This window comes from Thermodesulfobium acidiphilum (genome assembly GCF_003057965.1).
Taxonomy (GTDB): domain Bacteria; phylum Thermodesulfobiota; class Thermodesulfobiia; order Thermodesulfobiales; family Thermodesulfobiaceae; genus Thermodesulfobium; species Thermodesulfobium acidiphilum.
Map to the genome: position 1 here is coordinate 1 of NZ_CP020921.1, position 25,972 is coordinate 25,972.

29 protein-coding genes and 1 pseudogene are annotated in these 25,972 nt (G+C 32.9%); all 30 read left to right on the top strand.

Annotation, left to right across the window (positions count from 1 at the left end):
* Positions 1 to 63 precede the first annotated feature (63 nt).
* Entirely contained in the window at positions 64 to 1,416 is a 1,353-nt protein-coding gene (gene dnaA, locus TDSAC_RS00005) for a chromosomal replication initiator protein DnaA (RefSeq protein WP_150130253.1), read from the top strand.
* A 228-nt stretch (positions 1,417 to 1,644) separates the two neighbouring features.
* Positions 1,645 to 2,757: a DNA polymerase III subunit beta gene (gene dnaN, locus TDSAC_RS00010; RefSeq protein WP_108307608.1), complete on the top strand. Its 1,113-nt coding sequence runs from the start codon at positions 1,645 to 1,647 to the stop codon at positions 2,755 to 2,757.
* A 10-nt stretch (positions 2,758 to 2,767) separates the two neighbouring features.
* A complete protein-coding gene (gene recF, locus TDSAC_RS00015) occupies positions 2,768 to 3,739 on the top strand; it encodes a DNA replication/repair protein RecF (RefSeq protein ID WP_108307617.1) in 972 nt (323 codons plus the stop codon).
* Positions 3,740 to 3,748: 9 nt separating this feature from the next.
* On the top strand, positions 3,749 to 4,189 hold the full coding sequence (locus TDSAC_RS00020) for a DciA family protein (protein WP_108307619.1): 441 nt from the start codon (positions 3,749 to 3,751) through the stop codon (positions 4,187 to 4,189).
* On the top strand, positions 4,182 to 6,092 hold the full coding sequence (gene gyrB, locus TDSAC_RS00025; RefSeq protein ID WP_422822114.1) for a DNA topoisomerase (ATP-hydrolyzing) subunit B: 1,911 nt from the start codon (positions 4,182 to 4,184) through the stop codon (positions 6,090 to 6,092). The genes TDSAC_RS00020 and gyrB overlap by 8 nt, the downstream gene beginning before the upstream one ends.
* Entirely contained in the window at positions 6,085 to 8,499 is a 2,415-nt protein-coding gene (gene gyrA, locus TDSAC_RS00030; RefSeq protein WP_108307621.1) for a DNA gyrase subunit A, read from the top strand. The genes gyrB and gyrA overlap by 8 nt, the downstream gene beginning before the upstream one ends.
* Positions 8,496 to 9,440 carry a polyprenyl synthetase family protein gene (locus tag TDSAC_RS00035; protein WP_108307622.1) on the top strand — a complete coding sequence of 315 codons (945 nt, stop codon included), beginning with the start codon at positions 8,496 to 8,498 and terminating at the stop codon, positions 9,438 to 9,440. Before gyrA ends, TDSAC_RS00035 begins: the two co-directional genes overlap by 4 nt.
* Positions 9,441 to 10,181: a flagellar brake protein gene (locus TDSAC_RS00040; RefSeq protein ID WP_108307623.1), complete on the top strand. Its 741-nt coding sequence runs from the start codon at positions 9,441 to 9,443 to the stop codon at positions 10,179 to 10,181.
* 109 nt (positions 10,182 to 10,290) lie between these two features.
* A complete protein-coding gene (locus TDSAC_RS00045; protein ID WP_108307624.1) occupies positions 10,291 to 10,962 on the top strand; it encodes a sigma-70 family RNA polymerase sigma factor in 672 nt (223 codons plus the stop codon).
* Entirely contained in the window at positions 10,959 to 12,317 is a 1,359-nt protein-coding gene (locus tag TDSAC_RS00050) for a FapA family protein (RefSeq protein ID WP_108307625.1), read from the top strand. Before TDSAC_RS00045 ends, TDSAC_RS00050 begins: the two co-directional genes overlap by 4 nt.
* Positions 12,317 to 12,823 (top strand): MotE family protein, encoded by a 507-nt coding sequence (locus TDSAC_RS00055; RefSeq protein ID WP_108307626.1) that lies wholly within the window; start codon positions 12,317 to 12,319, stop codon positions 12,821 to 12,823. The genes TDSAC_RS00050 and TDSAC_RS00055 overlap by 1 nt, the downstream gene beginning before the upstream one ends.
* A complete protein-coding gene (locus TDSAC_RS00060; protein WP_108307627.1) occupies positions 12,816 to 13,547 on the top strand; it encodes an OmpA family protein in 732 nt (243 codons plus the stop codon). The genes TDSAC_RS00055 and TDSAC_RS00060 overlap by 8 nt, the downstream gene beginning before the upstream one ends.
* A gap of 22 nt (positions 13,548 to 13,569) precedes the next feature.
* On the top strand, positions 13,570 to 14,049 hold the full coding sequence (locus tag TDSAC_RS00065; protein ID WP_108307630.1) for a flagellar basal body-associated FliL family protein: 480 nt from the start codon (positions 13,570 to 13,572) through the stop codon (positions 14,047 to 14,049).
* 34 nt (positions 14,050 to 14,083) lie between these two features.
* Positions 14,084 to 14,443: a response regulator gene (locus tag TDSAC_RS00070; protein ID WP_013755397.1), complete on the top strand. Its 360-nt coding sequence runs from the start codon at positions 14,084 to 14,086 to the stop codon at positions 14,441 to 14,443.
* A gap of 1 nt (position 14,444) precedes the next feature.
* A complete protein-coding gene (locus TDSAC_RS00075; protein WP_108307632.1) occupies positions 14,445 to 15,320 on the top strand; it encodes a flagellar biosynthetic protein FliO in 876 nt (291 codons plus the stop codon).
* A gap of 2 nt (positions 15,321 to 15,322) precedes the next feature.
* On the top strand, positions 15,323 to 16,069 hold the full coding sequence (fliP, locus tag TDSAC_RS00080) for a flagellar type III secretion system pore protein FliP (RefSeq protein WP_108307637.1): 747 nt from the start codon (positions 15,323 to 15,325) through the stop codon (positions 16,067 to 16,069).
* A 12-nt stretch (positions 16,070 to 16,081) separates the two neighbouring features.
* Positions 16,082 to 17,113, top strand: a complete 1,032-nt coding sequence (gene cheB, locus TDSAC_RS00085; RefSeq protein WP_108307640.1) for a chemotaxis-specific protein-glutamate methyltransferase CheB — start codon at positions 16,082 to 16,084, stop codon at positions 17,111 to 17,113.
* A gap of 22 nt (positions 17,114 to 17,135) precedes the next feature.
* Positions 17,136 to 17,918, top strand: coding sequence for a CheR family methyltransferase (locus TDSAC_RS00090; protein ID WP_108307642.1), 783 nt, complete (start codon positions 17,136 to 17,138; stop codon positions 17,916 to 17,918).
* A 9-nt stretch (positions 17,919 to 17,927) separates the two neighbouring features.
* Positions 17,928 to 18,536, top strand: a complete 609-nt coding sequence (locus TDSAC_RS00095; RefSeq protein WP_108307644.1) for a chemotaxis protein CheC — start codon at positions 17,928 to 17,930, stop codon at positions 18,534 to 18,536.
* A gap of 1 nt (position 18,537) precedes the next feature.
* On the top strand, positions 18,538 to 19,008 hold the full coding sequence (locus TDSAC_RS00100) for a chemotaxis protein CheD (protein WP_108307647.1): 471 nt from the start codon (positions 18,538 to 18,540) through the stop codon (positions 19,006 to 19,008).
* Positions 19,008 to 19,277 carry a flagellar biosynthetic protein FliQ gene (locus tag TDSAC_RS00105; protein WP_108307649.1) on the top strand — a complete coding sequence of 90 codons (270 nt, stop codon included), beginning with the start codon at positions 19,008 to 19,010 and terminating at the stop codon, positions 19,275 to 19,277. Before TDSAC_RS00100 ends, TDSAC_RS00105 begins: the two co-directional genes overlap by 1 nt.
* 23 nt (positions 19,278 to 19,300) lie before the next feature.
* Positions 19,301 to 20,044 (top strand): flagellar biosynthetic protein FliR, encoded by a 744-nt coding sequence (fliR, locus tag TDSAC_RS00110; protein WP_234405746.1) that lies wholly within the window; start codon positions 19,301 to 19,303, stop codon positions 20,042 to 20,044.
* Complete coding sequence (gene flhB, locus TDSAC_RS00115; RefSeq protein WP_108307653.1) at positions 20,031 to 21,080, top strand: flagellar biosynthesis protein FlhB; 1,050 nt, start codon at positions 20,031 to 20,033, stop codon at positions 21,078 to 21,080. The genes fliR and flhB overlap by 14 nt, the downstream gene beginning before the upstream one ends.
* A 27-nt stretch (positions 21,081 to 21,107) precedes the next feature.
* Positions 21,108 to 21,344: pseudogene (locus TDSAC_RS09240) on the top strand (EscU/YscU/HrcU family type III secretion system export apparatus switch protein); the annotation flags it as partial.
* 61 nt (positions 21,345 to 21,405) lie between these two features.
* On the top strand, positions 21,406 to 21,666 hold the full coding sequence (locus TDSAC_RS00125) for a hypothetical protein (protein ID WP_108307655.1): 261 nt from the start codon (positions 21,406 to 21,408) through the stop codon (positions 21,664 to 21,666).
* A 17-nt stretch (positions 21,667 to 21,683) separates the two neighbouring features.
* Entirely contained in the window at positions 21,684 to 22,097 is a 414-nt protein-coding gene (locus tag TDSAC_RS00130) for a DUF6115 domain-containing protein (RefSeq protein ID WP_108307657.1), read from the top strand.
* A 2-nt stretch (positions 22,098 to 22,099) separates the two neighbouring features.
* Positions 22,100 to 22,588, top strand: coding sequence for a chemotaxis protein CheW (locus tag TDSAC_RS00135; RefSeq protein WP_108307660.1), 489 nt, complete (start codon positions 22,100 to 22,102; stop codon positions 22,586 to 22,588).
* 9 nt (positions 22,589 to 22,597) lie between these two features.
* Positions 22,598 to 24,646 carry a chemotaxis protein CheA gene (locus TDSAC_RS00140; RefSeq protein WP_108307662.1) on the top strand — a complete coding sequence of 683 codons (2,049 nt, stop codon included), beginning with the start codon at positions 22,598 to 22,600 and terminating at the stop codon, positions 24,644 to 24,646.
* Between the two features lie 2 nt (positions 24,647 to 24,648).
* A complete protein-coding gene (locus tag TDSAC_RS00145) occupies positions 24,649 to 25,518 on the top strand; it encodes an HDOD domain-containing protein (RefSeq protein WP_108307664.1) in 870 nt (289 codons plus the stop codon).
* Positions 25,518 to 25,922 (top strand): flagellar basal body rod protein FlgB, encoded by a 405-nt coding sequence (gene flgB, locus TDSAC_RS00150; protein WP_108307667.1) that lies wholly within the window; start codon positions 25,518 to 25,520, stop codon positions 25,920 to 25,922. The genes TDSAC_RS00145 and flgB overlap by 1 nt, the downstream gene beginning before the upstream one ends.
* Positions 25,923 to 25,972 lie beyond the last annotated feature (50 nt).

The following is a 25,972-nucleotide window of genomic DNA, read 5'->3' on the forward strand; positions in this document are numbered from 1 at the left end:
TTGTTAAATATTTACGATAACCTATCTATGATAAAATAGATCTACAAATTTTAAAAGAGGTAAATGATAACGAGAGGGTTAGGTGACGTGAACAATATTTGGCAAGAAATTTTAGATGTAGTAGAAGAAAAGATGGGAAAACCTACAGTAGAAGCTTTCCTAAAACCTTCTAAGGCAATAATAAATAAAGAAGAAAAAAAACTAACACTAATACTACCTAATGAATTTATTAAAACTTATATCGAACAAAAATCTGGCAAATTAAAAAATATAATCGAAGACATTTTAGAAGGAGAAAATCTAAAATTACACTTAGAAGTAGATGAATCCATAGGAAATTTAAGTCAGGAAGAGTATTTAGAAGGAAATAATAAAATAGAGAGAAACGAACAGAAAGGCTTTTTATCAAAATATACATTTGAAACTTTTGTAGTTGGCCCAGGAAATAGGATGGCACACGCCGCCTCTCTTGCAGTAGCCGATAATCCCGGGAAAGCTTATAATCCCCTTTTTATTTATGGTGGTGCTGGATTAGGAAAAACACACCTCCTTCAAGCAATCGCTACAACAATAAGAACTAAAAAACCGAATTTATATATCTTATATATAACAAGTGAAAAATTTACCAACGAGTTTATAAATGCTATAAAAGACGATAAGATTAATTCATTTCAAGAACACTATAGAAATATAGATATACTACTAGTAGATGACATACAATTTATAGCTGGGAAAGAAAGAACACAAGAAGAATTCTTTCACACCTTTAACACTCTATATGAATCAGGAAAACAAATAGTTCTTTCATCAGATAGACCCCCAAAAGAGATCAAAACTTTAGAGGAAAGATTAAGAACAAGATTCGAAATGGGATTAATTGCAGATATACAACCCCCAGATTTAGAAACCAGAATCGCAATATTACAAAAAAAAGCTGAAATTGAAAATATAGATATAGAACCAGAAGCTTTAATATTAATTGCAGAAAAAGTCGCTTCAAACATTAGGGAATTAGAAGGAGTACTTACAAAGTCCATGGCACTTTGTTCAATTAACCAAGAATCGAAAGTAACTATAAAACACGCTCAAGAAGCTCTTAAAAATATAGAAGACAACAAATTAAATAACTTACCAACTATGGATGAAATTGCCATAGCAGTATCAAAAGTAATGCAAATTAAACTAGAGGATTTGAAAAGTAGGGGAAGAAAAAGTCATCAAGCAAATGCAAGACAAATTGCAATGTACTTATGTAGAGAAATGACAAAAAATTCACTTCCACAAATAGGTGAATATTTTGGCAGAGATCACTCCACAGTAATACATGCATATGAAAGAATAAAAGAAGACATTAGTAAAGACCAAACCCTAAAAAGAATAATTGAACAAATAAGATCTTTTTTAAAGTCAGTTTAAAAAAGCTTTACTTATCAACAAATGTTGATAACTTGTGGATAACTTGTTAATATTATGTGGATAAATGTTAATAAAAGGTTAATAACTTTAAAACTAATAAAAATTATCCACATATTAAATAATCAATAAACAAGTTTTCAACATCTAAATTCGCACTGTTATGCGAAAAAAATAAGTTATCAACATATCCACAAGAACTATTATTATTACTTAAAAAGGAGTTAAATAATGAGAGAAATTAAAGACAATGTTAATAACAAAGAAGATCAAAAAAAGATAAAACTTGAACTACAAACAAATGAATTAAACAAACTAATACAGGACCTTTCAAAAAATATAAAAAAGCATCCTGTAGAAATATTAAGAAACATCCAAATCTCAGCACAGGACAAACATATAATATTCAGATCAACCGACTTAGAAGTAGAAATAACCTATATTTTTAAAACAAACCAAGAAATAAAAATAGATCCCGTGCTCATAGAATCAAATGAATTAGCAAATCTAATCAAAAATTATCCAGATGAAAAAATAAACTTTGAATTCCAAAATGAAAAACTTATAATAGAAGGTGATGATTTATTAGCAACAATACCTCTAAAACAAGATCCAAACTTCCCAGACCCAATAGATATTTCAAAGGCACAACCAAAAGTTATTAACTTCAATATAATAAAACAGGCAATCGAAAAAGTTATAAATTCAAGCTCACAAAGCTCTGATTCAAAAATGAGCGGTGTAAACTTTAAAACAAAAGAAAAAATCCTTACTATAGCAGCCACAGATGGCTTTAGATTGGCAATATATAAAATAAATTTGGATGAGGAAATAGATATGAACTTTACAATATCAAAAAAATGTGCACAAGAGGTTATAAAATTTGATGCTACAATGCCTACGTCATATCAAACCCAAACTCATTGGGTTTTGTCTACACATCAAAAAATACTCTCAGTAAAGAAACTTAACTACGAGTATCCAAATTACGAAAAAGCTATCCCAACTGATAATAAATACAAATTTTACGTAAATAAAGAAGATTTCATAAAAAAACTAATTTTTACTTCATCACAATCAGAAATAGTAAAAATATCTTTACAAAACAACACGTTAAACATTCAATCATCAGATTCAAGAATAAACACAAAAACTACAGTAAGACCCGTAGAGGAAATAAAAGACATAGAATTTCTTTTTAAATCATCATACCTAATTAACGGACTTAAAATATTTGACGAGGAAGAAATTTTGTTTACATATAAAGATGAAAACAAACCAATTACTATTGAAAACAATTTAAATACAACTTATATAACCCTACCTGCAAGACCAGAAAGATAAAAAATAAGAAATGATATTAGAAATACACCACTTTAGAAACTTTGAACACAATTTTTTCAATTTTAACAAAAAAAACCTAATTATAGGAAAAAACGCATCCGGAAAAACAAACCTCTTAGAAGCAATATATTTAACTCTTAGGGGGAAAACAAAAAATAACGTACCCAATCAAAATCTAATACAATTTTCAAAAAAAAACGCACTCATAAGAAATAGTGTTTACGGAAAAAGAATAGAAATCATAATTAATAACAAAAATAAAATAATAAAAGTAAACGACAAAAGGTTAAACTCAAATATTGAACTATGGCAATACTTTAAAGTCTTTTATATAAATCCATTCGACTCTTTACTCTTATCACAAGAACCAAGAAATAAAAGAAAATTTCTCGACGAAATTATACTTAATATAAATCCAGATAATGCTAAAATATATAAAGATCTTAAAATTTTAAACACACAAAAAAACTATATTTTAAAAAATAAAAAAGATAGAGAACTTATTAAAAGTTACGATATAAAATTAACACAATTATCAAAGAAAATATCAAATTTAAGAGAAGAAGTTTTAAATAATATAATTCTAAATACCAAAGATTTACTTAAAGAAGAAAGTATAGAAATAAATTACTATAAAAGTTTAGAATCAAAAGAAATGGAAAAGAAGGATATTATTGAAGCAAAAACCAAAAGAAATATAATAAACCCATCAAGAGATAATTTCTCAGTAAAAATCAAAAATATAAATTCAACTTTTTTATCTACAGGTGAAATAAAAAAGTTTTCACTAGCACTTCACCTTGCAAAGATAAATATTTTTAAAGAATACAATTGTATTTCACTATTTGACGAAATCAACTCTTTCCTAGACAAAACAAATTTAGATATCCTTTTAAAATGGATCCAGAAAATAAATGACTATGTTTTTATCACATCCACTTCTGAATTAGATCTAGAAAATTTTGACAAGATTTTTTTATAATTAAATACTATGGATAAAATAGGCTTACTAATCTTAAACCAAATACCAAAAAATTTAAAACAGTGTTTTATTATAGAAAAAAATTGGCATGAAATAGTAGGTTTAAAACTATCAAAAATATCTAAACCAATAAAATTAAGTCAAAAAACTCTTACTATTTCAACAACTCATCCTACAATAAGTAGAGAAATTTCGCTTTATTCGGATACAATTATAGATAGAATTAAAAAGAAGCTAGATATAGATATTAAGAATTTAAAATTCAAAACTTTAAGTTTCGAAACAAATAAGCAGGATAAAATAAAAAAAATAAACAATTTATTTAATATTGAAATAAATTATCCAAATTGTTTTATAGAAATAAAAGATGAAAATATTAGAAAAAAAATAATGAACATATATAAGATAATAAAAACAAAAGAAAACAAAAGTAACAAAGGAGATGAATAAATTCATGAAATATACTTCAAAAGACATCGTAGTTCTAGAAGGAATGGAAGCAGTAAGAAAAAGACCTGGAATGTATATTGGTTCAGTTGGAATTAAAGGACTTTTACACCTGGTATATGAAGTAGTAGATAACTCTGTAGATGAGTTTATGGCAGGATATTGTAAAAAAATATCTGTAACAATTCATAAATCAAATTATGTAACTGTCGAAGATGACGGTAGAGGCATACCAACAGATATACACGAACAAACAAATAAAAATGCTCTTGAATTAGTGTTAACTACACTTCATGCTGGAGGAAAATTTAACGATAAAGTTTATAAGGTATCTGGAGGATTGCATGGGGTTGGTATATCAGTAGTAAACGCTTTGTCAGAAAGGTTTATTGCGACTATATATAGGGATGGAAAAATATTTACACAGGAATTTTCACGAGGCAATCCAATATCAGAAATCAAAATTATAGGCGAAAGCGATAAACATGGAACTAAAATAAAGTTCTTACCAGATAAAGAAATCTTCAAAGACATAAATTGGGATGCCGACGAATTAAAAGCAAGATTTAAGGAAATTACATTTTTAAATCCAGGCCTAGAAATAATTTTCTTAGATGAAAGAATTAATGAAAAAGAAATTTTTTATGATGAAAGAGGTTTGTTGGGTTTTGTTGAATACCTAAATAAAAATTCAAAACCTCTATATTCCCCACCTATACTTATTCAGGGTGAATATGAAGAGGTTTACGTTGATATAGCACTTCAACACATTGATTCAACTTATGAAAATATAATTTGTTTTGCTAATAACATTGCCACAAAGGAAGGTGGTTCACACCTAACAGCATTTAAAAATTCTTTAACAAAATTAACTAACCAATATGCAAAAGAAAAAAAGATTCTTAAAGAAGATGAAAATTTTCAAGGAGAAGATATTAGAAGTGGATTAACAGCAGTAATTTCAGTAAAATTAAAGGAGCCTTTATTTGAAGGGCAAACAAAAACCAAACTTTCTTCTTTAGAAGCTAAAAACGCCGTCGAAAAGCTTATGGAAAAATTCATAATAGAATTAGAATCAAAACCAGAAGTAGCTAATATGATAATAAAGTCATCTTTAGCCGCAAAAGAAGCCAGAGAGGCTGCAAAAAAAGCTAGGGACATGGTAAGGAAAAAACATGACTTTACATCTAGTATTTCTTTACCCGGAAAACTTGCACTATGTTCTTCAAAAAAACCAGAAGAATGTGAACTGTTTATTGTAGAGGGCGACAGTGCAGGTGGATCTGCAAAACAAGGAAGAGATAGAAGATTTCAAGCTATTCTTCCGTTAAGAGGAAAAATATTAAACGTTGAAAAGGCTAATATAGACAAAATTTTAGCAAACCAGGAAATAAAAGCTCTTGCTGCTTCAATTGGTTTACCTTTTTATGAGGAAGACATACCTGTATCAGATTGGATAAAAAATCTTAGATTTCACAAAATTATAATTATGACCGATGCAGACGTTGACGGTTCGCACATAAGAACACTTCTTCTAACTCTTTTTTTTAGATATTTCAGACCATTAATCGAAATGGGGAAAGTATTTATAGCTCAACCACCCCTTTACATGATTAGAAAGGGGAAGGAGAGGATGTATGCTATGAACGATGAGGAACTAAATGACATACTTTCTAAGATAAAAAGCCCAGATTCAATTCAAAGATTTAAAGGATTAGGTGAAATGACTCCATCACAACTATGGGACGTTGCAATGAATCCTGAAAAAAGGACAATTTTAAGGGTTTATATAGATGACGCAAGCGAAGCTAATAGAATTTTTGAAATCCTTATGGGAGATAATGTAGAGTATAGAAAAGCGTTTATTGAAAGATATGCTCGGGAGGTAAAAAACTTAGATGTCTGAAATTATAAGGGTTGTAGAAGAAGAGGTAAAGGATTCATATTTAGACTATGCAATGAGCGTAATAATTGGTAGAGCAATACCCGATATAAGAGACGGCTTAAAACCCGTTCAAAGAAGAATCATTTATGCAATGAATGAAATGGGCATGACATACGATAAACCTCACAAAAAGTGCGCAAGGGTCGTTGGCGAGGTTTTAGGAAAATTTCATCCTCATGGAGATACAGCTGTATACGATGCACTTGTAAGGATGGCTCAGGATTTTACATATAGATATCCTTTAATTGATGGTCATGGTAACTTTGGATCTTTAGACGGAGATAATGCAGCGGCAATGAGATATACTGAAGCAAGACTTGCAAAAATTTCAAATACCCTTGTTTCAGAAATGAACTTTAACATTGTACCAATGCAGGATAACTTTGATGGTTCCCTAAAGGAACCAGAGGTATTACCCGCAAAATTTCCTCAACTATTAGCAAACGGTGCTTCAGGAATAGCTGTAGGTATGGCTACTTCTATTCCACCACATAATTTGGGAGAATTAATTGATGCGCTACTTTTAATTTTAAAAAACCCTCAAATTTCCGAAGAAGAGCTGTTAAAGGTTTTACCAGGGCCGGATTTCCCAACAGGAGGAATAGTAGTAGGAAAAAATGGGATCAAAGAATACTTTTTAACTGGTAAGGGGAAAGTTATTTTAAGAGGAAGATATAAAATAGAAACGGGTTTGAAATCAAATAAATTGGTTATAAGTGAAATCCCATATTCTGTAAATAAGGCTATTTTAGTTGAAAAAATAGATCAGCTTATAAAGGAAAAGAGATTGGATGGAGTTTCAGAAATAAGAGATGAATCAGGAAGAGAAGGAATAAGAATTGTCTTAGAACTTAAAAAAGGGGCAAGTTCAGAAAAAGTTATAAAAAAATTATACAAACACACTACAATGCAGATAACATTTGGCGTAATAATGCTTTCATTAGTAGCAGGTGTTCCAAAAGTATTACCTGTAAAGGATGTATTGTTACACTTTCTTAACTTTAGAAAGGATATTCAGAGAAAGAGATTAGAAAGGATTTTAGAAGATTTAAAAAAAAGATTAGTGCTCCTTAGTGCCCTATCAAAAGCATTAGAAAAGATTGATCAGGTTATAGAAATTATAAAAAAATCTCTTAATCCCACAGAAGCTAAAAAGAAACTTTGTGAATTCCTCCAAATTTCAGAAGAGGGCGCCCAAGGCATTCTCGATTTAAGATTACAAAGATTAACATCCTTAGAAAGGGAAAAAATTCTTAAAGACCTTGAAAAAACTCTATCGGAAATCAAGGAAACCGAGTTTGCACTAAACGATGAAGGAAGATTTTTAGAAATTTTGGAAAATGAACTTATTGAGATAAAATCCAATTTTGCTGATAAGAGAAAAACTGAAATTTCTTTAGATTTCGAAGAAGAAGATATCCTTGAAGAAGACATACCTGAGGGTGAAGTTATAGTTACAATAAGCAAATTGGGATTTATAAAAAGAATGAAAAAAGATGTTTTTGAAAGGCAAAACAAAGGCGGCAAAGGCATTGACGGCATTCAAAAGAGTAGTGCAATTCAAGATAGAATTCAAACATCTATAGTTTTGTCGAACAAAGATAGAATATTGTTCATATCATCAAAAGGTAGGGCCTATACACTTCTTGCATATAGCATTCCAGAATTTTCAAGAACTTCGAGAGGTACAGGTATAGCAAATATTTTGCCCCTTTCAGAGGATGAGAAAATAACCTTTATGGTCCAAATTAAGGAAGACGAAATAAAAAAGGACATAATACTAGCTACATCTATGGGATATTTAAAGAAAATTAAGCTTGAAAATATTATTTCTAAAAGAAGAAATGGTGTAATTGCAATTAAACTTAACGATTCAGAATCAGTCGTAGGGGCGTGTATGGTTTGTGAAGACAAATTTTTGCTTTATTCTAGTAACGGATTTGCCACTCTGGCAAATCTTAAGAATTTAAGGAATATGGGGAACAATTCACACGGTGTTATTGGTATGAGATTATCAAAAGATGACAAACTTTTAGGAATTGTACCTGATTCAAATTACTTCATAGTAATAGATAAGAACGGAAACGGTAAAAAAGTAAGTAGCGATAACTTTACCAGTCACAAAAGGGGAACAAAGGGGGTTAGGGTATCAAAGAATAAGCTTGCAACCATTTTAAATTACAAAGAGGGAATGGATCTGATTATATATACAGAAAAGGGCAAAGTTATTAGAATAGATATAGATTCAGTAAAACAACTATCCAGAAATGCGAAGGGAATAAAGCTTCAGAAATTAGACAAAACAGATAGTGTTTTGGATGCTGCTGTAGTTAGATCAAATGCTAATCTAATAGAAGATAATTTATGAACATTACTACAATTGGTTTAGAATTAAAATCATATATAAAGTTATCAGAGACAGAACTTGCGAGGATCTTAGAAACAGAAGTGGATACCTTAAGAAGTGCATCTTTGCATTTATTGGAAGCAGGTGGTAAGAGAATTAGGCCAACGCTAGTCTTTTTGAGCGCACTGTGTGTTAATCAAAATGTAGAAAAAGTTATAAAGTATGCTGCTGTTGTTGAAGGTATACACCTTGCCACGCTCATACACGATGACGTAATCGATGAATCCAATGTAAGAAGGGGGATGTTAAGTGTAAATGGAAAATACGGCTTTAAAGTAGCCATTCTTTCTGGAGATTTTATTCTTGCAAAGATAACTCACTTTCTTTCTTTGTTAGAAAATAAAGAACCTGTAAGACTCATGGCAGAAGTTATTATGCGTATGGCTGAAGGAGAAGTAATGCAACAAGAAGACCTTTTTAAAATTGTATCTATTGAGAGATATATTGTTAGGTGTACTAACAAAACTGCAAGACTTATTAGTTCTTCTGCCTTTCTTGGAAGTATTGACGTGCTTGATAAAAGGAATATCTTCGCTGAGTTTGGTTTAAATTTGGGCATAGCTTTCCAGATAATTGATGATATATTAGATTTTACTGGAGAGGTAAAAAAGTTAGGTAAGCTCCCGGGTTCAGATTTGAGATCTGGAGTAGTTACTTTACCAGTTTTGCTCCTTTCTAAAAAGAGAAGAGAAGTTGAGATCTTGTTAGAGAAAAAGTTGGAAGATGGAATAAATAAAGTTATCGAGATGGTCAAAAATGATAATGTTTTGAAAGAAAGCGTTAATTTAGCAAGGCATTATTCAAATAGAGCAATTGAATGTTTAAAAGAATTAGGAGTTAATAATATTTATACAAAAGTCCTTATGGATTATGTAAAAATGCTTGAAGAGAGAGTATCATAATTGCCCGAAGAGATAATAGAAAGAATTAGTAATTTAAAGGAGTTTTATAAATCTGGAACTAAAATTGATATTTTTTTAGTACTTAGATCTGTGGATAAAGAAGAACTCGATGGGCCTTATAGCTCTTTAATTTCTTACCTGGACAATGATGAAGTGTTATGGATAGAAACTCCAATGAACAAAGGATTTCCTCTTATCCTAGCCCCACAGGATTTAGTCCTGGTAAACGTTAAAAAGGGGAAACTAATTTATCAATTTCAAAGTTTGATTTTAGAAAGAAGAAAGGAACCCAATACAAACCTCTTTTTGTTTGCGCTAAAAGCTGCGAAAGAAGTTAAAAAAATTGAAAGAAGAAATTTCTTTAGATTGCCTGTGATTTTAGATATAACTTTAAAGATCAAAAAGAACATCCAAGACAAAGATTTTATTATTTTTAAAGGTAAGACAAAAGACCTTTCTGGAGGGGGAGTAAGGGTAGCAGTTAAGTCAAGCGACTACAAAGAGATAATGAAATTAATAAAAGAAGATTATATAATCTTTATCGAGTTTGAAATTGACAAAAGAAAAAAGATAAACCAAAAAATAAAATTTGTTAATTCTTATACTGATGAGGAATCAAAAATAGGCTTTATTTCGTTTTATTTTGATAATATATATCGGGGGATTCAAGACTCTATAATTAGATTTCTTTTTGCTAAACAAAGAGAGATGAAACAAAAGGGTATAGAGTTTGATGAGTAATTTTAAAATTAAGAAGTTATTTGGTAAACTAAATATTTAGTATTTAGTAAAGGCTTTGAAAGGATAAGGTGGGTTATTTGATTCCATTTTTATTTTTTGAGAGTAAAGGATGATAGACGAGAAGGCTCTCTGGATAAAGTATAGAAACAATTCAACCCAGGAAAATAGGAACCTTCTTGCCCTTAACTATCTGCCGTTAGTAAAAAGAATTGCTGCAAAAATATATACAAGTATACAAGGTAAAGTAGAATTTGAAGAACTTTTAAACTATGGAATTTTAGGGCTGCTTACTTCAATTGAAAGATTTGAAGAATCTCGAAACCTCAAATTTGAAACCTTTGCTACGCATAGAATTAGAGGGGCAATTCTTGACGGTTTAAGACAAATTGACCCGTTAAAAAGAGGAACGCGTTCTAAAGTAAAGAAAATAGATAAAGCTATCAGTGATTTAAAAGTATTGCTTGGTAAGGACCCAAATGACAAAGAGGTTGCTAATTATTTAAATATAACCCAGGAAGAGTTGCTAAGTTGGTATACTGAAATAGATGCACTTTCAACTTTTCAAGGAGATTTTTCCAATTCAGAAAATTCTTATATTGATCTATCAATGGCTATTGAAACGCTTAGCGAAAGAGAAAAGCAAGTTGTAGATCTATACTATTATGAAGACTTATCTTTGGATGAGATTGCAAAAATCTTAAATATATCGATTTCAAGAGTATCTCAAATTCACGGTAAAGCTTTAATAAAGTTAAAATCCCAACTAGAGGGGGACAAATGAACATAGATCTAGGTCTTTCTGTTGACAAAATGCTCGCTACAATATGTATTAGGCCTCAAGAGGGGGAAAGTTTGCCAAGCGCTGAGGAATTAAAACAATATCTCACAAAGGGTGGAATAAATTTCGGTATAGACGAAGAGGCTCTGAAACAAGCTATAAACAATCCTGGGTCTATCGTTACAATTGCTAGAGGTGAAAACCCAACTGATCCCATAGATGGCAAAGTTGAATACAAATTTCCTTTGAAAGCTGAAATAAAACCAAAGGAAGACAAAAGCGGAAATGTGGATTACTTTGATTTAGGATTTATCTTTAACGTAAAAGAAGGAGATCTTCTTGCTATAAAAACTCCTCCAGTAGAAGGAAAACCTGGTCATGACGTTACAGGGAAAGTTTTGATGCCAAAAAAACCCTTTAATCCAAAATTTGTAGCTGGAAAGGGAGCGAAATTGTCTGAAGATGGGCTTTCAATATTTGCAGAAGTTGCGGGTACACCAAGACTTATTGAGGGGAAAGTAGTAGTTTTACAAACTCTTGATATAGACAAGGATATAGATTTTGCAACAGGTAATATTGTTTTCAAAGGTTCTGTTAATATAAGAGGTAGCGTACTGTCAGGCTTTTCTGTTGAAGCAGACGGAGATGTAGTAGTATCTGGAATAGTTGAAGAAGCTGTTATTAAATCAAAGGGAAACGTAATAGTTAGATCAGGATTTGAAGGTGGGACAAAAGGCTTTATTCAGGCTGGCAAGTCTGTTAATATAAGGTTTATTCATAATGGCAAGGTTTTTGCAGGTGAAGATGTTTTAATAGAGTCAGAAGCCTTTTTTTCTAAAATTACAGCGGGTGGCAAAGTTCTTATGCAGGGCAGGAATTCTCAAATATCTGGTGGTAGTGTGGAAGCTGGCATCGAGATTAGAGCAAAAGTTATTGGTTCTTATAAACACACAAAAACTCTGGTAAGCGCAGGAGTAGTACCTGGCTTAAGAGAAAAACTTGAGAGTATTGTAAATAGAATAAAGTCTATTGAGGCGCAAATTAAGAAAGCAAAAGAATTAGAAGAGAAGTTTCTTTACTTAAAGAAAAGACAAAAAGATAAGTTTCTTCGATCACAAGCCGAAGCACTTGAAAATGTTCAAAAAACATTAGAAAATTATGTAAATCAAATTGAATCTTTGCAAAAAGTTAAAGATGAAATAATTAAAACCAAAGAAGAGAGAAAGGGCGGAAGGATAATTTCGGAAATAATATATCCGGGCGTTATTGTAACAATTGCGGATATATCTCAAGAGATTAAAGAAGAAATAAGAGGTGCTAATATCAGAATTGAAGATGGAGAATTAAAGTTTTACTGATGAAGTGGTTAATGATTATAGGCTTTTTAATAGTTGCTATATTGGGAACGGTTGCAGGACTTTATTTTAGTGGCACAGTAAAATTTCCTTTTTTGCCATCTCAAAGGTCCGAAAAAGCCCAACCCAGTCCTGAAGTTATGCAAAATCCAAGTCCTGAACAATCAACCACCTTACCACAAAATCAACCTAAAGCAGATCAATCGCAAAATATTAATAACACTAGCTCTTCAATGACACAAAATCAAAAGAATATTATTCAATCAGCCGCAGAAAAGTTTAAACAACAGGAAACGCTAAAATTGCAAAGGGAGGCAAAGATACTTTCAAATATGGACCCCTCAGATGCTGCTAAAATAATAAACAACATGGACGATTCCCAGGCAGCAAAAATTTTAAGCAATATGAATAACAAAGAAGTTTCAGACATACTTTCTGAGCTAACATCAATCGATCCAAAAAAGGCAACAAAACTTTTAAATATGATGGGAGCATCTGCTGGTGGCTAAAAAAAAGAAAAATTCAAATGAAGGCCATGGAGCTGGTCATGATAGCGCAGGTGGCATGAGATGGCTCCTAACTTATTCAGATATGATAACTCTTCTAATGGCTTTTTTTATCTTGCTATTTTCTATGGCTACAATAAACGCTTCTAAATTTGCTGCAACCGCACAGGCCCTAAGAGAAGCATTTGGAGGATATACTATTCTTGATAGAGGGTCTTCTGTCATAGGAGAACCTGGTTCTACCACACAAAGTGCTCCTGTAGTTCCCGATTCTGCCTTGAAGGCACAGGAAGCTTCGTTAAAAATAGCTGAAATTTTAAGGCAATCTTTAAATCCCAATCAGTTTTCGGTTATTCAAACTGAAAGAGGATATTTGGTCTCTATTTTAACCGATAAGATTCTATTTGATTCCGGAAAGGCAAATCTTAAACCTGATGCTTTTCCCCTTTTAAAAAAAATTGCAGCAGTCTTAAAAAAGATTGATAACGAAGTATATATTGAAGGACATACTGATAACGTTCCTATACACACGGTAGAATTTCCTTCAAACTGGGAGCTTTCTGCTGCAAGGGCCGCTTCGGTGGCAAAATATTTTATAGAACAGGGGATATCTCCTTCTAGGTTAGTTATAGCAGGTTATGCCGATACCAGACCTGTAGCCTCGAATGATACCCCTCAAGGTAGACAAAAAAATAGAAGAATTGATATCCTTATAACAAAGAAATAAAAAATTAACACAGGAGGAAGAGATGAAATTGTTTCAAAATAAAAAGATGTTGATTATCTTAGTAACTCTTGTGATTTTGGGTGGAGGGATTGGTTTTTATATAGCAAATATGTTAATGCCAAAACCAGCCCCAAAGGAAAAACATGAACCAATATTTTTTACCTATCCTTTACAAGAGTTTGTAGTTAATACCAAAGATGGGAGATTTTTAAAGGCAAGCATCGTCCTTGAACTAAACGAAGAAATACCCATTAAGAGTGAGGCAGCAGCAGCAGAAGGTAAAAAAGTTGTTTTGGAACCAAAGGCTAAACCAATTTTGGATGCCTTAACTCCAGAATTAAGAAATGCTGCTATAATTATATTGTCGAGTCAGACATATCAGGACTTAATCACTTCACAAGGCAAAGAAAGATTAAGGCAGATGTTATTTCAAAAATTTAACCAAATTGTAGGTCGTGATATCGTAAAAGATGTTTACTTTACTAACCTTGTTATGCAATAATATTTTACCTTAAAACTTATGATAGGGGGCAGTTATGGCAAAGATATTAATCACTGATGATGCTACTTTCATGAGAAAAATGTTAAAGGATATTTTAACAAAAAATGGGCATGAAGTAGTTGGAGAAGGTACGAATGGCTTAGAGGCTCTGGAAAAGTATAAAGAGTTAAAGCCAGATTTAACATTACTGGACATTACTATGCCAGAAAGGGATGGTCTTTGGGCGCTTAAAGAAATTAAGGCTTTTGACCCAAATGCCAAAATTATCATGGTTTCTGCAATGGGCCAGCAGGCTATAGTAATTGAAGCTATACAGGCAGGAGCTAGGGACTTTGTCGTTAAACCATTTCAACCTGACAGGGTATTGGAGGCTGTAAGGAAGGCGCTTTCCTAAATTGAAAATACGCCTTATTAGTATCTTTTTCTTAATTTTTTTGTTAGTATTATCCTTTAATTCGTGTTCCTTTGCTATTCAAAAAGATATTAAAGGTCCACTTCCTTCCTTTTTTCAGAAAGACGAATCTTCTTATATAAAATTTGAAGATAAAAATCCAAATGACGTATACGTTTTAAATGCTAGAATCAACCAAACAGGAAATTCGTCTGCAGAAGACAATAAAGTATATAATAAAACTCCTTCTACAGGATCAGAAACTGTTAAAAATTTAACTTTAAGTTCGAATTCTACATCAAAAGAACTTCAAAATGACAACTTGCTTTATGTTAATCAATCGCCAAAAGCTTCAGTAAACAGCGACATCGATAATAAAACATCTCAAAGTAATCTAGACCCTAAAACTCCAGTAACTACAGCAGCTAAAAATAATAATTCAGCTTCGAATGACTCTTCTTTACTGTTAACAAATACTTCAGAAAGGCTTCAACCAGGTTCAGAAAGTCCCAACATAATGGGTTATCTTATAAGGTTTTTTGCTTTTTTAGTCTTATTAGTTCTTGTTCCACTATTAATTATTAGAAAACTTAGGGGCAAGCTTAAAGTAGATTATTCGATACCCAAATCTTTAAATGGATTTGTTCGCATTGTAGATAGGGTATCACTTTCATACTCTGAACTATTTATAATTGAAGTTATGGATAAATATCTTCTTCTCTCTTTATCAAAAGACGGTGAAATTAGACTCTTAAAAGAATTTGATACCTTAGGCATAATTCCTGAAAAAGAAAATTATGATAAGAAACTGGTAAAAAGTAGCTTTTTAGATATATTAAGAAAGTTTAGACAAGAAGTAAAGCAATTAAATAAAAACTGACAGTGAAGAAGAGCTTAGTATTTTTCTTTTTTATTGCTTTATTAATAATATTTAACTTTAATAATGTTTCTAATGCTGCTCCAAATATAAATATTGACTTAGGTGCTGGTTCACCAAATGATATAGCAAATTCTCTTAAAGTTTTATTTGTTTTAACTGTTCTTGCCTTCGCCCCTTTGCTTCTTTTGATGACTACATCCTTTTTAAGGTTGGTAATAGTATTCGGTTTCTTAAGAAATGCTCTGGGGATTCAGCAAATAATTCCCGGACAGATTTTAATCGGTCTGTCTTTATTTCTAACGCTATTTATTATGACGCCGATAATTCAAAAAATTGAACAAGATGCTTATACTCCTTATCAAAAAGGACAGATTACTTTTCAGGACGCAATTGAAAAGGGTTATATTCCTCTTAGGGACTTTATGCTTCATAATACCAGAAAAAGCGATCTCTCATTAATGATTGAACTTTCTCAAACTCCAAGACCAAACTCTGTAAACGAGATTGCTCCAACGATTGTTATTAGCGCCTTTGTCTTAAGCGAATTAAAAACCTCATTTATAATCGGTATAGTAATATATTTACCCTTTGTTATAATTGATCTTGCAGTTGCAAGCATCTTGATGTCTATGGGTATGATGATGATCCCGCCTGTAATGATTTCTTTGCCTTTAAAGATACTTTTGTTTGTACTGGCAGATGGCTGGTCTCTTTTAGTTAAAAGTTTAATTGCAAGTTTCAAAATTTAGGAGGAATAAACTTTGAAAATAAAACTGTTTATTGTTGAAGACTCCCTAGTAATAAGATCAATTCTTAAGAGAATGTTCCAGGATGAAAGCGATATAGAGGTTATAGGAGAGGCCAGTAAGGTCAAAGATGCTATAGAAGGAATAAGTTCTCTTAATCCAGACGTAGTAACTCTTGACGTCATCTTACCAGATGGTTCTGGGCTTGACGTTCTAAAAAAATTTTCTAATAGCGGGATCCCATTCATTATGCTTAGCTCTTCTACTACAGAAGGTGCTCAGGTTACCGTAGATGCGCTTAACTATGGGGCCTTCGATTACGTGCCGAAGATTAATCCTCCATTGGGCCTAATAAACGTTAGGGAGGAATTGTTAAAAAAAATTAAGGCAGCGTATCTTGCAAAGGGGAAAATAAGGGTAAAACCATGTTTAGAGTGTTTACCATTTAAAAAGCCAGTTGTTAAGGTAGAAAAAAGAATTGCAAACAAAGCTGTTGCAATAATTGCTTCTACTGGTGCTCCACCACAGATTAGAAAAATTGTATCAGAATTAGATTCTAATTTTGATGCATCTTTAATAATTGTTCAACATATGCCTATTGGTTTTACAAAGGTTTTTGCGGAAAGCTTAAATACAGTTTGTCCCTTTCCTATAAGTGAAGCTGAAGAAGGGCAATCTCTTTTTGTAAACGCTGGAATTGTAGCAAAAGGTGGTTTCCACTTAAGAATAAAGAGCGATAAATCAATATATTTAGACGGTAAAACAGAGGCATATTTTGGTCTAAGACCTGCAGGGGATATGACACTCGAAACTCTTGCACCAGTGTTTAGAGAAAAACTCCTGGTTATTATAATGACGGGAATGGGTTCTGATGGCACAAATGGAGCAAAAATTGTAAAAAGTTTTGGTGGAAAGGTCTATGTTGAAGACGAGGCTTCTTGTGTAGTTTTTGGAATGCCTGGTTCGGTTATTCGAGCTAACTTGCATGATAAAGTTGTAAGTTTATCTGAGATACCTAATGCTATAATGGAATTTGTTGGAAATTAAAGGGATTTGCTAGGAGCTGGTAATGGACGAACAAAAAGATTATAAGGAATTTACTGAAGAAATATTTAAATTAACTAATATTCCTTTGCATTTGTATAGAGAAAATCAAGTGAGAAGAAGAGTAACTCTCTGGATGAGTTTTCTAGGTTTAAAGAGTTTTAAAGAATATTTAAACTACCTTAAATCATATCCTGGAGCACTTGAAGAATTTAAGAAAAAGTTTACCATAAATGTTTCTGAATTCTTCAGAAATCCTGAACTTTTTGATGAGTTAAAAAAATATATACCAGAACTAGCAAAAAAAACTGATATTTTAAGAGTATACAGTGCTGGTTGTTCTGTCGGTGCAGAGGCTTATACTGTTGGAATAATACTTAATGAATATTTTAATGATATAAAGTATCATATTTGGGGCTTAGATATTGATGAAGAGGCTCTTGAAAAGGCAAAAGCAGGAATCTATACTAAAGATTTTTTTAAAAGCGCTAAATTAGAACTAATTGAGAAATATTTTACTAAATTGTCAGGAGACAGATATCAGATTAAAGATGAAATAAAAGCTCATACTACCTTTTTAAAGGGAGACCTTATTCTAGGTGAACCGCCAAGATTGGATTTTGATATTGTACTTTGTAGAAATGTGGTAATATATTTTGATGAAGAGGCGAAAGATAAAGTTTACGCTAATCTTAGCAAATGCCTTAAAATAGGGGGAATTCTTTTTGTAGGAGCTACTGAACGGGTTTTTGATGCAAGAAGATTTTCCCTGGAATATGTCTCGTCATTTATATATAGAAAGGTTTGAGGAGGTTCCATGGGATACGAAAAGCTTGAGGCTGATCACCTGGATGCTTTAAAGGAATTGGGTAACATTGGTGCGGGGAATGCTGTTACTGCTCTTTCAACTTTTTTAAATACTGAGATAAACATGGAAGTTGTTGAAGCAAAACTTGCTACTTTCAATGAGGCTGCTAACATATTTGATAGTCCGGAGAAGGAAGTGGCTGGAGTATATCTTGCGATTTCTGGAGATTTGAAGGGACATGTTCTTTATCTTTGGCCAGTTCAAAGCGCAAAGGCTATAGCAGGTATGCTTATGGGAATGAGTCCTGATGAACTTGAATTTGATGAAATGACAATGTCAGCAATTTCTGAAATAGGTAACATCATGTCCGGTTCATACATAACAGCCCTTTCATCCTTTACTGGAATGACCTTTGAATTAAGTCCTCCTGCTGTTGCAATTGATATGAACAGTGCACTTTTAGACGGAATAATATCCTTAACTGCTGTAGGTGACAAGGTCTTAATTATACAAACCAGCATGATTGCCTATGGAATTAGAATTGCTGGCGTTTTGGTAGTATTATTCGAACCTGATTCTTTATTAAAACTTTTAGAATCAATTGGGATGGGCGTTTGATATGGCTGAATACTTTTGTGGAATGGGAGAATGGGCTGTTGGCCAAGCGGGCGATATCCTTTGTGCAAGAGGTCTCGGTTCGTGTATTGGACTTGTTCTTATTGATAATAAAAAGCGTATAGCAGCTATGGCCCATGTTATGCTTCCATCTTCTAATGGAAGAAGTGATATGCCTACTAAATATGCAGATTCCGCAGTAACCTTTCTTTTAGAACAGTTAAGAAAAAATGGTTCTAGTATGGATATCAGCTCAAAGATGGCAGGCGGGGCAAAGATGTTTAACGTATCGGAATCATCACTTCTCGATATAGGAAGAAGAAATGCTGAAGCCTTAGAAAATTCTCTAAGAGAAGCAGGAATTATACTTGTTTCCAAAGATGTAGGAGGAAGTTTTGCCAGGACGGTTACTTTTGATGTTATGAAAAGAAGGTTTCTAGTTAAGACAATAGGGCGAGGTGAGGTTGAGATCTAATGAGTCAGGGGCTTGCTTTAGATCTTTCAAGAAATGCAATGCTAATTCTTCTTTTGATAACAGCTCCGGTTTTGCTTGTGGCATTATTTATTGGTCTTTTTTTGGGGATATTTCAAGCTGCAACACAGCTTCAAGATATCACTATATCGTTTGTCCCTAAACTTTTGGCTGTTATTATAGTTATGTTTTTGTTAGGGCCATTTACTTTAAACGTTTTGACAAGCTATATAATTCGACTATATCAAAGCATTCCTGATATTATAAAATGATTGATATATCCCTTTTTTGGGATATGCTAATCCGATCTTTAATGCCAATACTTAGATTTTCTGGCTTTTTTGCTGTTGCTCCGTTTTTTAGCACTCAAGTCATACCAACAAGAATTAAGATTTTAATAATTTTAATTTTTTCTATGCTTATTACTATGAACATAAAGATAAACGTTCCTGATAATCCAATAGTTTTTGTTTTTTCCTCGGTATTTGAGGTTTTAATAGGAATTTTTATGGGGTTTATCTTTTATCTTTTTTTATGGATCCTCGAATTTGCAGGGGGCTTTTTTGATATGCAATCAGGAATGGGTATGGCTGCATTCTACGATCCCCAAATGGGTTCTGAGACATCCGTTTATGGCAATTTTTTTACTTTACTGGGCCTTTTAATATTTTTAATTGGAAATTTTCACTACATTCTTTTAAAAATTTTTGTTGAAAGCTATTATGTATTACCTGTTGGCCAATTTATAAAATCTGGACCCTCTTATAACCTTTTAATGAGCGTTTTGATATGGACGATGACAGCGGGTCTGGAGATGGCTTTGCCAGTTGTCTTAATTTTGTTTCTTATAGACCTGAGTCTGGGAATAATGGCTAGAACTGCTCCACAGCTGAACGTCTTATTACTTGGTTTACCTTTAAAGATTCTAATAACCAGCGTTGTAATAATAATATTTTTGGGATTTGCAGTGCCATTTATAAATCAATGTTTCAATTATATGAATAACGTTTCTATGGGGTTAATCAATGCCCTTCGATGAAGGAGACAGGACAGAACCCGCTACAGAAAGAAGAAGACGAGAGGCTAGAAAAATGGGGCAGGTGGCAAAATCACAGGAGTTATCCAGTATTCTAGTATTCTTTGGAAGCTACATTGTTTTACAATTTTTTTTAGTCATAGGTTTTAATAGCTGGTTCAATGTATGGAAAGGTTTTTTTTCCTTTGACAACTTTGATTTAAACTTATATTATCACAATTTTATAGTGGCTTTTTTGCTTCTTACAGTTCCGCCAATAATAGGCGCTCTCTTTATGGCACTTTTTTCAAACATATTGCAGGTTGGTTTTGTAATAACCCCACAGGTCTTAATGCCAAAATTTTCCAATCTTGATATAACAAAATATTTTAAAAGGTTATTATCTTTTAGAGGCTTTGTTGACCAGGTTTTAAAACCTACAATTAAGATACTGATTCTTGCATATATTCTAATTTCTTCTTTGTTGGAAGTTTCCCCAGAAATTTTGAATCTCAGTTTCATAGATATTCATAAAGGATTTCAAATTGTAATAAAGATTGTCTCATCAATTCTCGTAAAAACTATGGTGGTGTTGTTTTTCTTTGCTTTAATTGACTATCTTTTTCAAAGATGGCAATATGAAAAGAGTATTAGAATGAGCAAACAGGAACTAAAAGAGGAATTTAAAAATACAGAAGGAGATCCTCTTATAAAAGCAAGAATAAAGAGATTACAAGGTGAAATGGCTAGAAGAAGAATGATGCAAGAAGTGCCCAAAGCTGATGTTATTATAACCAACCCTACTCACGTAGCAGTTGCCATATTCTACGATCCAGAAAAGTTTAAGGCTCCAAAAGTAGTAGCCAAGGGAATGGGAATAATAGCTGAAAGGATTATTCAAATTGCTAAAGAAAATAATGTTCCATTAGCGAGAAATGAAACTCTTGCAAGAGCTTTATTTAAAGAAGTAGAAATTAATTTCGAAATTCCCGAAAAATTTTATAAAGCTGTTGCAGGCATTTTGGCTACTGTTTACAAGAAAAGAAAGAAGGTGATTTAATTTAAAAAAAGAGTTGTAGCTCTAAAATACGATAAATCAAAAGGACCCCCAAGGGTCATAGCTAAGGGACAGGATGAACTTGCTGAAAGGATTATAAATATAGCAAGAAGTCATAATGTTCCCGAAATAAAGGACCCAAAACTCCTTGCAGATCTATACAAAGTTAACGTTGGTGACGATATACCAGTAGGACTATATGAGGCAGTTGCAAAAATAATTGCCCGAATATATCTTTTGAAGGGCAAAAAGGGCGTTGACCAATGAGTCATACACCTTTTAATTTGATGATATACTTAAAATATCAATAATCGAGGTGAGAGAAGAAATGATTAGCTCTGTTGATATGCAGGGAGTGCTTATGCAAATAACTGAGTCAGGGAGGGCACAACTTTCCAACCCCGGCTCAAGAGCTGATGCTTTGCAACAGTCAATGGCTATTCAATTCCAAAAGATCCTTGAAGAGAATAGAAATAAAGTGAAGAAAACAGAGGAAATCGAAAAGGCTTCCTCAGTAAAAAAGGTTTCTCACAGACAGACTAAAGGGGAAGAAGGTAAAAATAAAAAGGGCTTAAATGTGGTGATTTAAAGATGGAGTTGTTGATTTTGTTATTTCAAATAGTTGTATTGGGTGTATCTATTTTCTTTCTTTATACTCGGGAAATAAAGCTGAGAAATTTATATTCGAAGCTACCATCCGAAAGCGAAATTTTAGAACTTGAAAGTGAGATGAGAGAAATACTTTATGAGCTAAAAGACTCTCTTAGTATCGTAAAAAAACAAGGAATAAGCAATAAACTTAAAGCAGAAGAAAACAAAAGAGTTGATTTTGAAGCTGATATTGAAAACAGTTCTCCCAAACCCCTTGACCAAAATGGTGTTTATTACAGCGTGATAGAGCTTTTTTATAAAGGCTTGTCAGAAATTGAAATTTCTAGGAAACTTAATCTTCCCAAAGGAAAGGTAGATCTTATTTTGAACTTAGAAAAACTTAAAAAAGACTTTAAAGGGGGTATTTAAGCTTGGGAAAAGACAATTTAACAAGCGATGTTTATGAGATTCAACTTGTAGTTTTTAAATTAGCAAATGAATTTTATGGTATTGAAATTTCGTCAGTTCAAGAGATAATTAAGATTCAAGATATTACAAGAGTGCCAAAAGCGCCTGATTTTGTAGAAGGGGTTATAAATCTAAGAGGTAAAATTGTACCTATTGTTGATCTTAGAAAAAGATTTGAACTGGGTCAAACAGAGCGCACCAAGGATACTAGAGTGATAGTCGTAGAAACTTCAGGCAATATAGTGGGTTTTATTGTCGATCTGGTAACTGAAATTCTAAGATTTTCTTCTGACTCTCTTGAACCCCCTCCGCCGATTTTTTCAGGAATTGATGCAGAATACATAAAAGGGGTTGCAAAGGTTGACGAAAGATTAATTGTTCTACTAGACATAAATTTGATTTTTAAGGGGGAAGAAGAAGAAGGGTTAAAGATGCTAGAGGCAGGCAAGTAGGAGGAAGTTATGGATATTGATGTAAACGAGTATAGATCGGTATTTTTAGAAGAAACAAGGGAACTTATAGATCAATTTGAAAAGTCTCTTTTGGAGCTAGAAAAGGATCCAAATAACTCAGGTGCTATACAATCTCTTTTTAGAGCTGCTCATACAATAAAGGGATCTTCAGCATCTCTTGGCTTTGACTCTCTTGCTAAGTTCACTCATAGTCTTGAAAGCCTGATGGATATGGTGAGAAATTCAAAAATCGCTTTGAATCAAAATATTATAAACATACTCTTTAAAGGCTTAGATTATATACAAGAAGCGGTAGATGATATAGAAGAAGGTCACAATGGAGATATAGATTATACTGATCTTATAGAAATGATAGAAAAAGCTAAGACTTCTTCAATAGAGCTAAGCGTTTCAAAGACCTCTTCTAAAGTAGAAAAAGATATTACACGTTCCTTAGAAGAGTTAAATGATATTGAAACTGGTATTATCAATGAAGCTTTTATAAGAGGACTTAACGTTTTTGTTATAAAGTTTTCTCTTTCCCAGGGATGCCAGATGAAATACCCTAGAGCGTATATGGTTCTAAAGTCTCTTGAACAACTGGGAGAAATATTTAAGACTGTGCCATCTGTAACTGATATAGAGCAGGAAAAGTTTGATTTGGATCTCGTCTACTATATAGTTACTAAGTCAAGCGAAGAAGAAGTGAAAAATGTTGTACAAAGCATTGCAGAAGTTGAGATGGTTGAAGTAATGCCGTATGAATCTACTAGAACAGAACATATACAAAAAGCAGTCCAGGGGGGTATAGAAAAGGATGAAAAAAGCGAAATAAAAGTTAAAGCTGATTTTAAAAAGAGTCAGACTATTAGAATTAGCGTAGAAAGGCTTGATAATCTAATGAATCTTGTAGGAGAGTTAGTTATAGATAGGACCAGGCTTATTAAAATCAGTGAGGATGTTGAAGAGGCTCTCTCTGGTTCAGAATCGGTGACTTCTCTTGCTGAAGTGACCACGCATATGGGTAGGACAATTAATCTACTTCAAGATGAAATACTAAGGACTAGAATGCTTCCTGTGTCGCACATATTTGAAAGGTTCCCTAGATTAGTTAGGGATTTGTCACATCAATTAAATAAGCAAATAGACTTTATAGTTTCTGGAGAGGAGACAGAACTTGACAAGTCAATAATAGACGAAATTGGTGAACCGCTTGTTCATCTTATCAGAAATTCTTTGGATCACGGTATTGAACTGCCAGAAGAAAGAAAAGCTAAAGGAAAACCAGAGAAGGGTAGGTTAAAACTCTCGGCTAAACAAGAAGAGGGTTATGTTGTTATCCAGATTGAAGATGATGGAAGGGGTTTAGATCCAGATAAGATTAGAGAAAAAGCAAAAAAAAGAGATATAGTGTCTCCCAACATATTGGATCAAATGGATGATCAGGCTTTATTCGAACTTCTCTTTCTTCCTGGCTTTTCTACAGCGGACAAGGTTTCTGAAGTCTCTGGTAGAGGAGTTGGCCTTGATGTAGTAAAGTCTGTAGTTGAAAGGTTAAATGGATCTGTATCTCTTAGCAGCAAGCTTGGCGAGTACACAAGGTTCACTTTGAAATTCCCTCTTACACTTGCTATTATACAGGCTTTGCTCGTTAAAGTTGGGAAAGAAGTTTATGCCCTACCATTGAATGTTGTTTTGGAAACGAGATTTTTAGAGGAGGAAGAGGTTAAATCCATACAATCGCAACAAGTAACCCTGTTCAGAGGAGAAGTTTTGCCGGTTTTAAGGCTTGCTGATATATTTGAAACTCCAGGTAAAGAAAATTTTCAAGACAATTTTCTTGTTGTTGTTTCTACCTCTGACAAAAATGTTGTTCTGTCTGTTAGTGATCTTATTGGAAATTCAGAAGTCGTTATAAAGCCCTTGGGTTACATAGTGAACAGAGTAAAGGGCTTTTTTGGTGCTACTATATTAGGAGATGGAAGAGTTGCCTTAATTGTAGATACCGTTTCTTTGATGAGCGCTGTTAAAGAGAAAAATTTCATAAAGGTGGGCTAAAGATGATAGATCTTTCTCAAAAAGCACAGGAAAACATGAAACAGATCTTAGATAGAGTATCCGATATACCCCCCTTGCCAAACATAGTAATAGAAGCTTTAAATGTGATAAAGGACCCGAAGTCAACGGCTGTCAGTTTGGCAAACGTTATAAGTCAGGATCAGGCGCTCACTGCAAGAGTTTTAAGACTTTCAAATGCTGCTTATTTTGGTTATGCTAGAAGAATAAAAACTGTTACTGAAGCGATTGTGATATTGGGATTTGGAGTTGTTGAAAACATCCTTTATGCAGCAGCGCTTCACGCACATTTATCCAAAGAAGTTGAGGGATATGAACTTCAAAAGGGAGCGCTTTGGGAGCACTCTATGTCGGTTGCAATTGGCGCAAAAACTCTTGCAAAGTTAGTTAAATACCCCAAGCCAGAAGAACCATTTACGGCTGGCATACTTCATGATATAGGGAAAACCATAATAGGCAAATTTGTTCAAAAAGAGTTTCAGACAATAAATGAACTGGTAGATGAAGGTAAATCGTTTCAGGAGGCTGAAATTTCTGTTCTTGGTTTTGATCATGCCTATCTTGGAGGTAAAGTTGCAGAAAAATGGAATTTACCTACAATGTTAATTGAAGCTATTTCTCACCATCACAGCCCTATGGATGCTAAGGAATACCTTGATATTGTTTGTATAGTACATATTGCAGATGCAGTTGCTTTAATGAGTGGTCAGGGTATTGGCGCTGACGGGCTTTTATATAGATTAGAACCAAAAGCTATGGAAGTTTTAAATATTAAAGAAGAGCATCTTGAAAACATTTACACTCAGGTGGTTCAGGCTTTTATCGATCACAAACAGCTTTTGGAGTTAGACTAATGATTATTAATGATCCCGTTTTTAAAATATTAGGGTTTGGCCTTTCAGGAGCATATAAGAGAAATGAAGTTCTTGCTCAAAATATAGCAAATGCCGATACGCCCAATTATAAGTCTTATGACATCAATTTTATGTCTGAACTAAAGAAAGCTCTAGAAGAAGATCGTGATAGTCTTCCCTTAAAGAGAACAAATCCACTTCATATGTCAAATATTCCTAATCTTAGCGAAGATTTTAAAGTAGAAAAAAGAAATGAAGGCACATATATCAATGGCAATGACGTAGATCCAGAAAGAGAAAACGCAATGCTTCTGGACAACGCCCTTTATTATGAATCTCTATTGGGAAGTCTTTCTAAAGAATTTACAATATGGATGAACGTGGTATCAGATGGTAAAAAGTAATTGTAAAGACTTTGTTAGTTATATAAATTAGCTTTAAAATATCGATGGAG

What these genes read in the sequence shown, in the direction of transcription:
- TDSAC_RS00100 (WP_108307647.1), top strand. Translation starts at nt 18,538, where the DNA reads ATGGCTGAATACTTTTGTGGAATGGGAGAATGGGCTGTTGGCCAAGCG.
- TDSAC_RS00065 (WP_108307630.1), top strand. Translation starts at nt 13,570, where the DNA reads ATGAAATTGTTTCAAAATAAAAAGATGTTGATTATCTTAGTAACTCTT.
- TDSAC_RS00090 (WP_108307642.1), top strand. Translation starts at nt 17,136, where the DNA reads ATGGACGAACAAAAAGATTATAAGGAATTTACTGAAGAAATATTTAAA.
- flgB (WP_108307667.1), top strand. Translation starts at nt 25,518, where the DNA reads ATGATTATTAATGATCCCGTTTTTAAAATATTAGGGTTTGGCCTTTCA.
- gyrB (WP_422822114.1), top strand. Translation starts at nt 4,182, where the DNA reads ATGAATAAATTCATGAAATATACTTCAAAAGACATCGTAGTTCTAGAA.
- dnaN (WP_108307608.1), top strand. Translation starts at nt 1,645, where the DNA reads ATGAGAGAAATTAAAGACAATGTTAATAACAAAGAAGATCAAAAAAAG.
- gyrA (WP_108307621.1), top strand. Translation starts at nt 6,085, where the DNA reads ATGTCTGAAATTATAAGGGTTGTAGAAGAAGAGGTAAAGGATTCATAT.
- TDSAC_RS00070 (WP_013755397.1), top strand. Translation starts at nt 14,084, where the DNA reads ATGGCAAAGATATTAATCACTGATGATGCTACTTTCATGAGAAAAATG.
- TDSAC_RS00035 (WP_108307622.1), top strand. Translation starts at nt 8,496, where the DNA reads ATGAACATTACTACAATTGGTTTAGAATTAAAATCATATATAAAGTTA.
- TDSAC_RS00045 (WP_108307624.1), top strand. Translation starts at nt 10,291, where the DNA reads ATGATAGACGAGAAGGCTCTCTGGATAAAGTATAGAAACAATTCAACC.
- fliR (WP_234405746.1), top strand. Translation starts at nt 19,301, where the DNA reads ATGCTAATCCGATCTTTAATGCCAATACTTAGATTTTCTGGCTTTTTT.
- TDSAC_RS00020 (WP_108307619.1), top strand. Translation starts at nt 3,749, where the DNA reads ATGGATAAAATAGGCTTACTAATCTTAAACCAAATACCAAAAAATTTA.
- TDSAC_RS00145 (WP_108307664.1), top strand. Translation starts at nt 24,649, where the DNA reads ATGATAGATCTTTCTCAAAAAGCACAGGAAAACATGAAACAGATCTTA.
- TDSAC_RS00140 (WP_108307662.1), top strand. Translation starts at nt 22,598, where the DNA reads ATGGATATTGATGTAAACGAGTATAGATCGGTATTTTTAGAAGAAACA.
- TDSAC_RS00095 (WP_108307644.1), top strand. Translation starts at nt 17,928, where the DNA reads ATGGGATACGAAAAGCTTGAGGCTGATCACCTGGATGCTTTAAAGGAA.
- dnaA (WP_150130253.1), top strand. Translation starts at nt 64, where the DNA reads ATGATAACGAGAGGGTTAGGTGACGTGAACAATATTTGGCAAGAAATT.
- flhB (WP_108307653.1), top strand. Translation starts at nt 20,031, where the DNA reads ATGCCCTTCGATGAAGGAGACAGGACAGAACCCGCTACAGAAAGAAGA.
- TDSAC_RS00050 (WP_108307625.1), top strand. Translation starts at nt 10,959, where the DNA reads ATGAACATAGATCTAGGTCTTTCTGTTGACAAAATGCTCGCTACAATA.
- TDSAC_RS00055 (WP_108307626.1), top strand. Translation starts at nt 12,317, where the DNA reads ATGAAGTGGTTAATGATTATAGGCTTTTTAATAGTTGCTATATTGGGA.
- TDSAC_RS00105 (WP_108307649.1), top strand. Translation starts at nt 19,008, where the DNA reads ATGAGTCAGGGGCTTGCTTTAGATCTTTCAAGAAATGCAATGCTAATT.
- recF (WP_108307617.1), top strand. Translation starts at nt 2,768, where the DNA reads ATGATATTAGAAATACACCACTTTAGAAACTTTGAACACAATTTTTTC.
- TDSAC_RS00125 (WP_108307655.1), top strand. Translation starts at nt 21,406, where the DNA reads ATGATTAGCTCTGTTGATATGCAGGGAGTGCTTATGCAAATAACTGAG.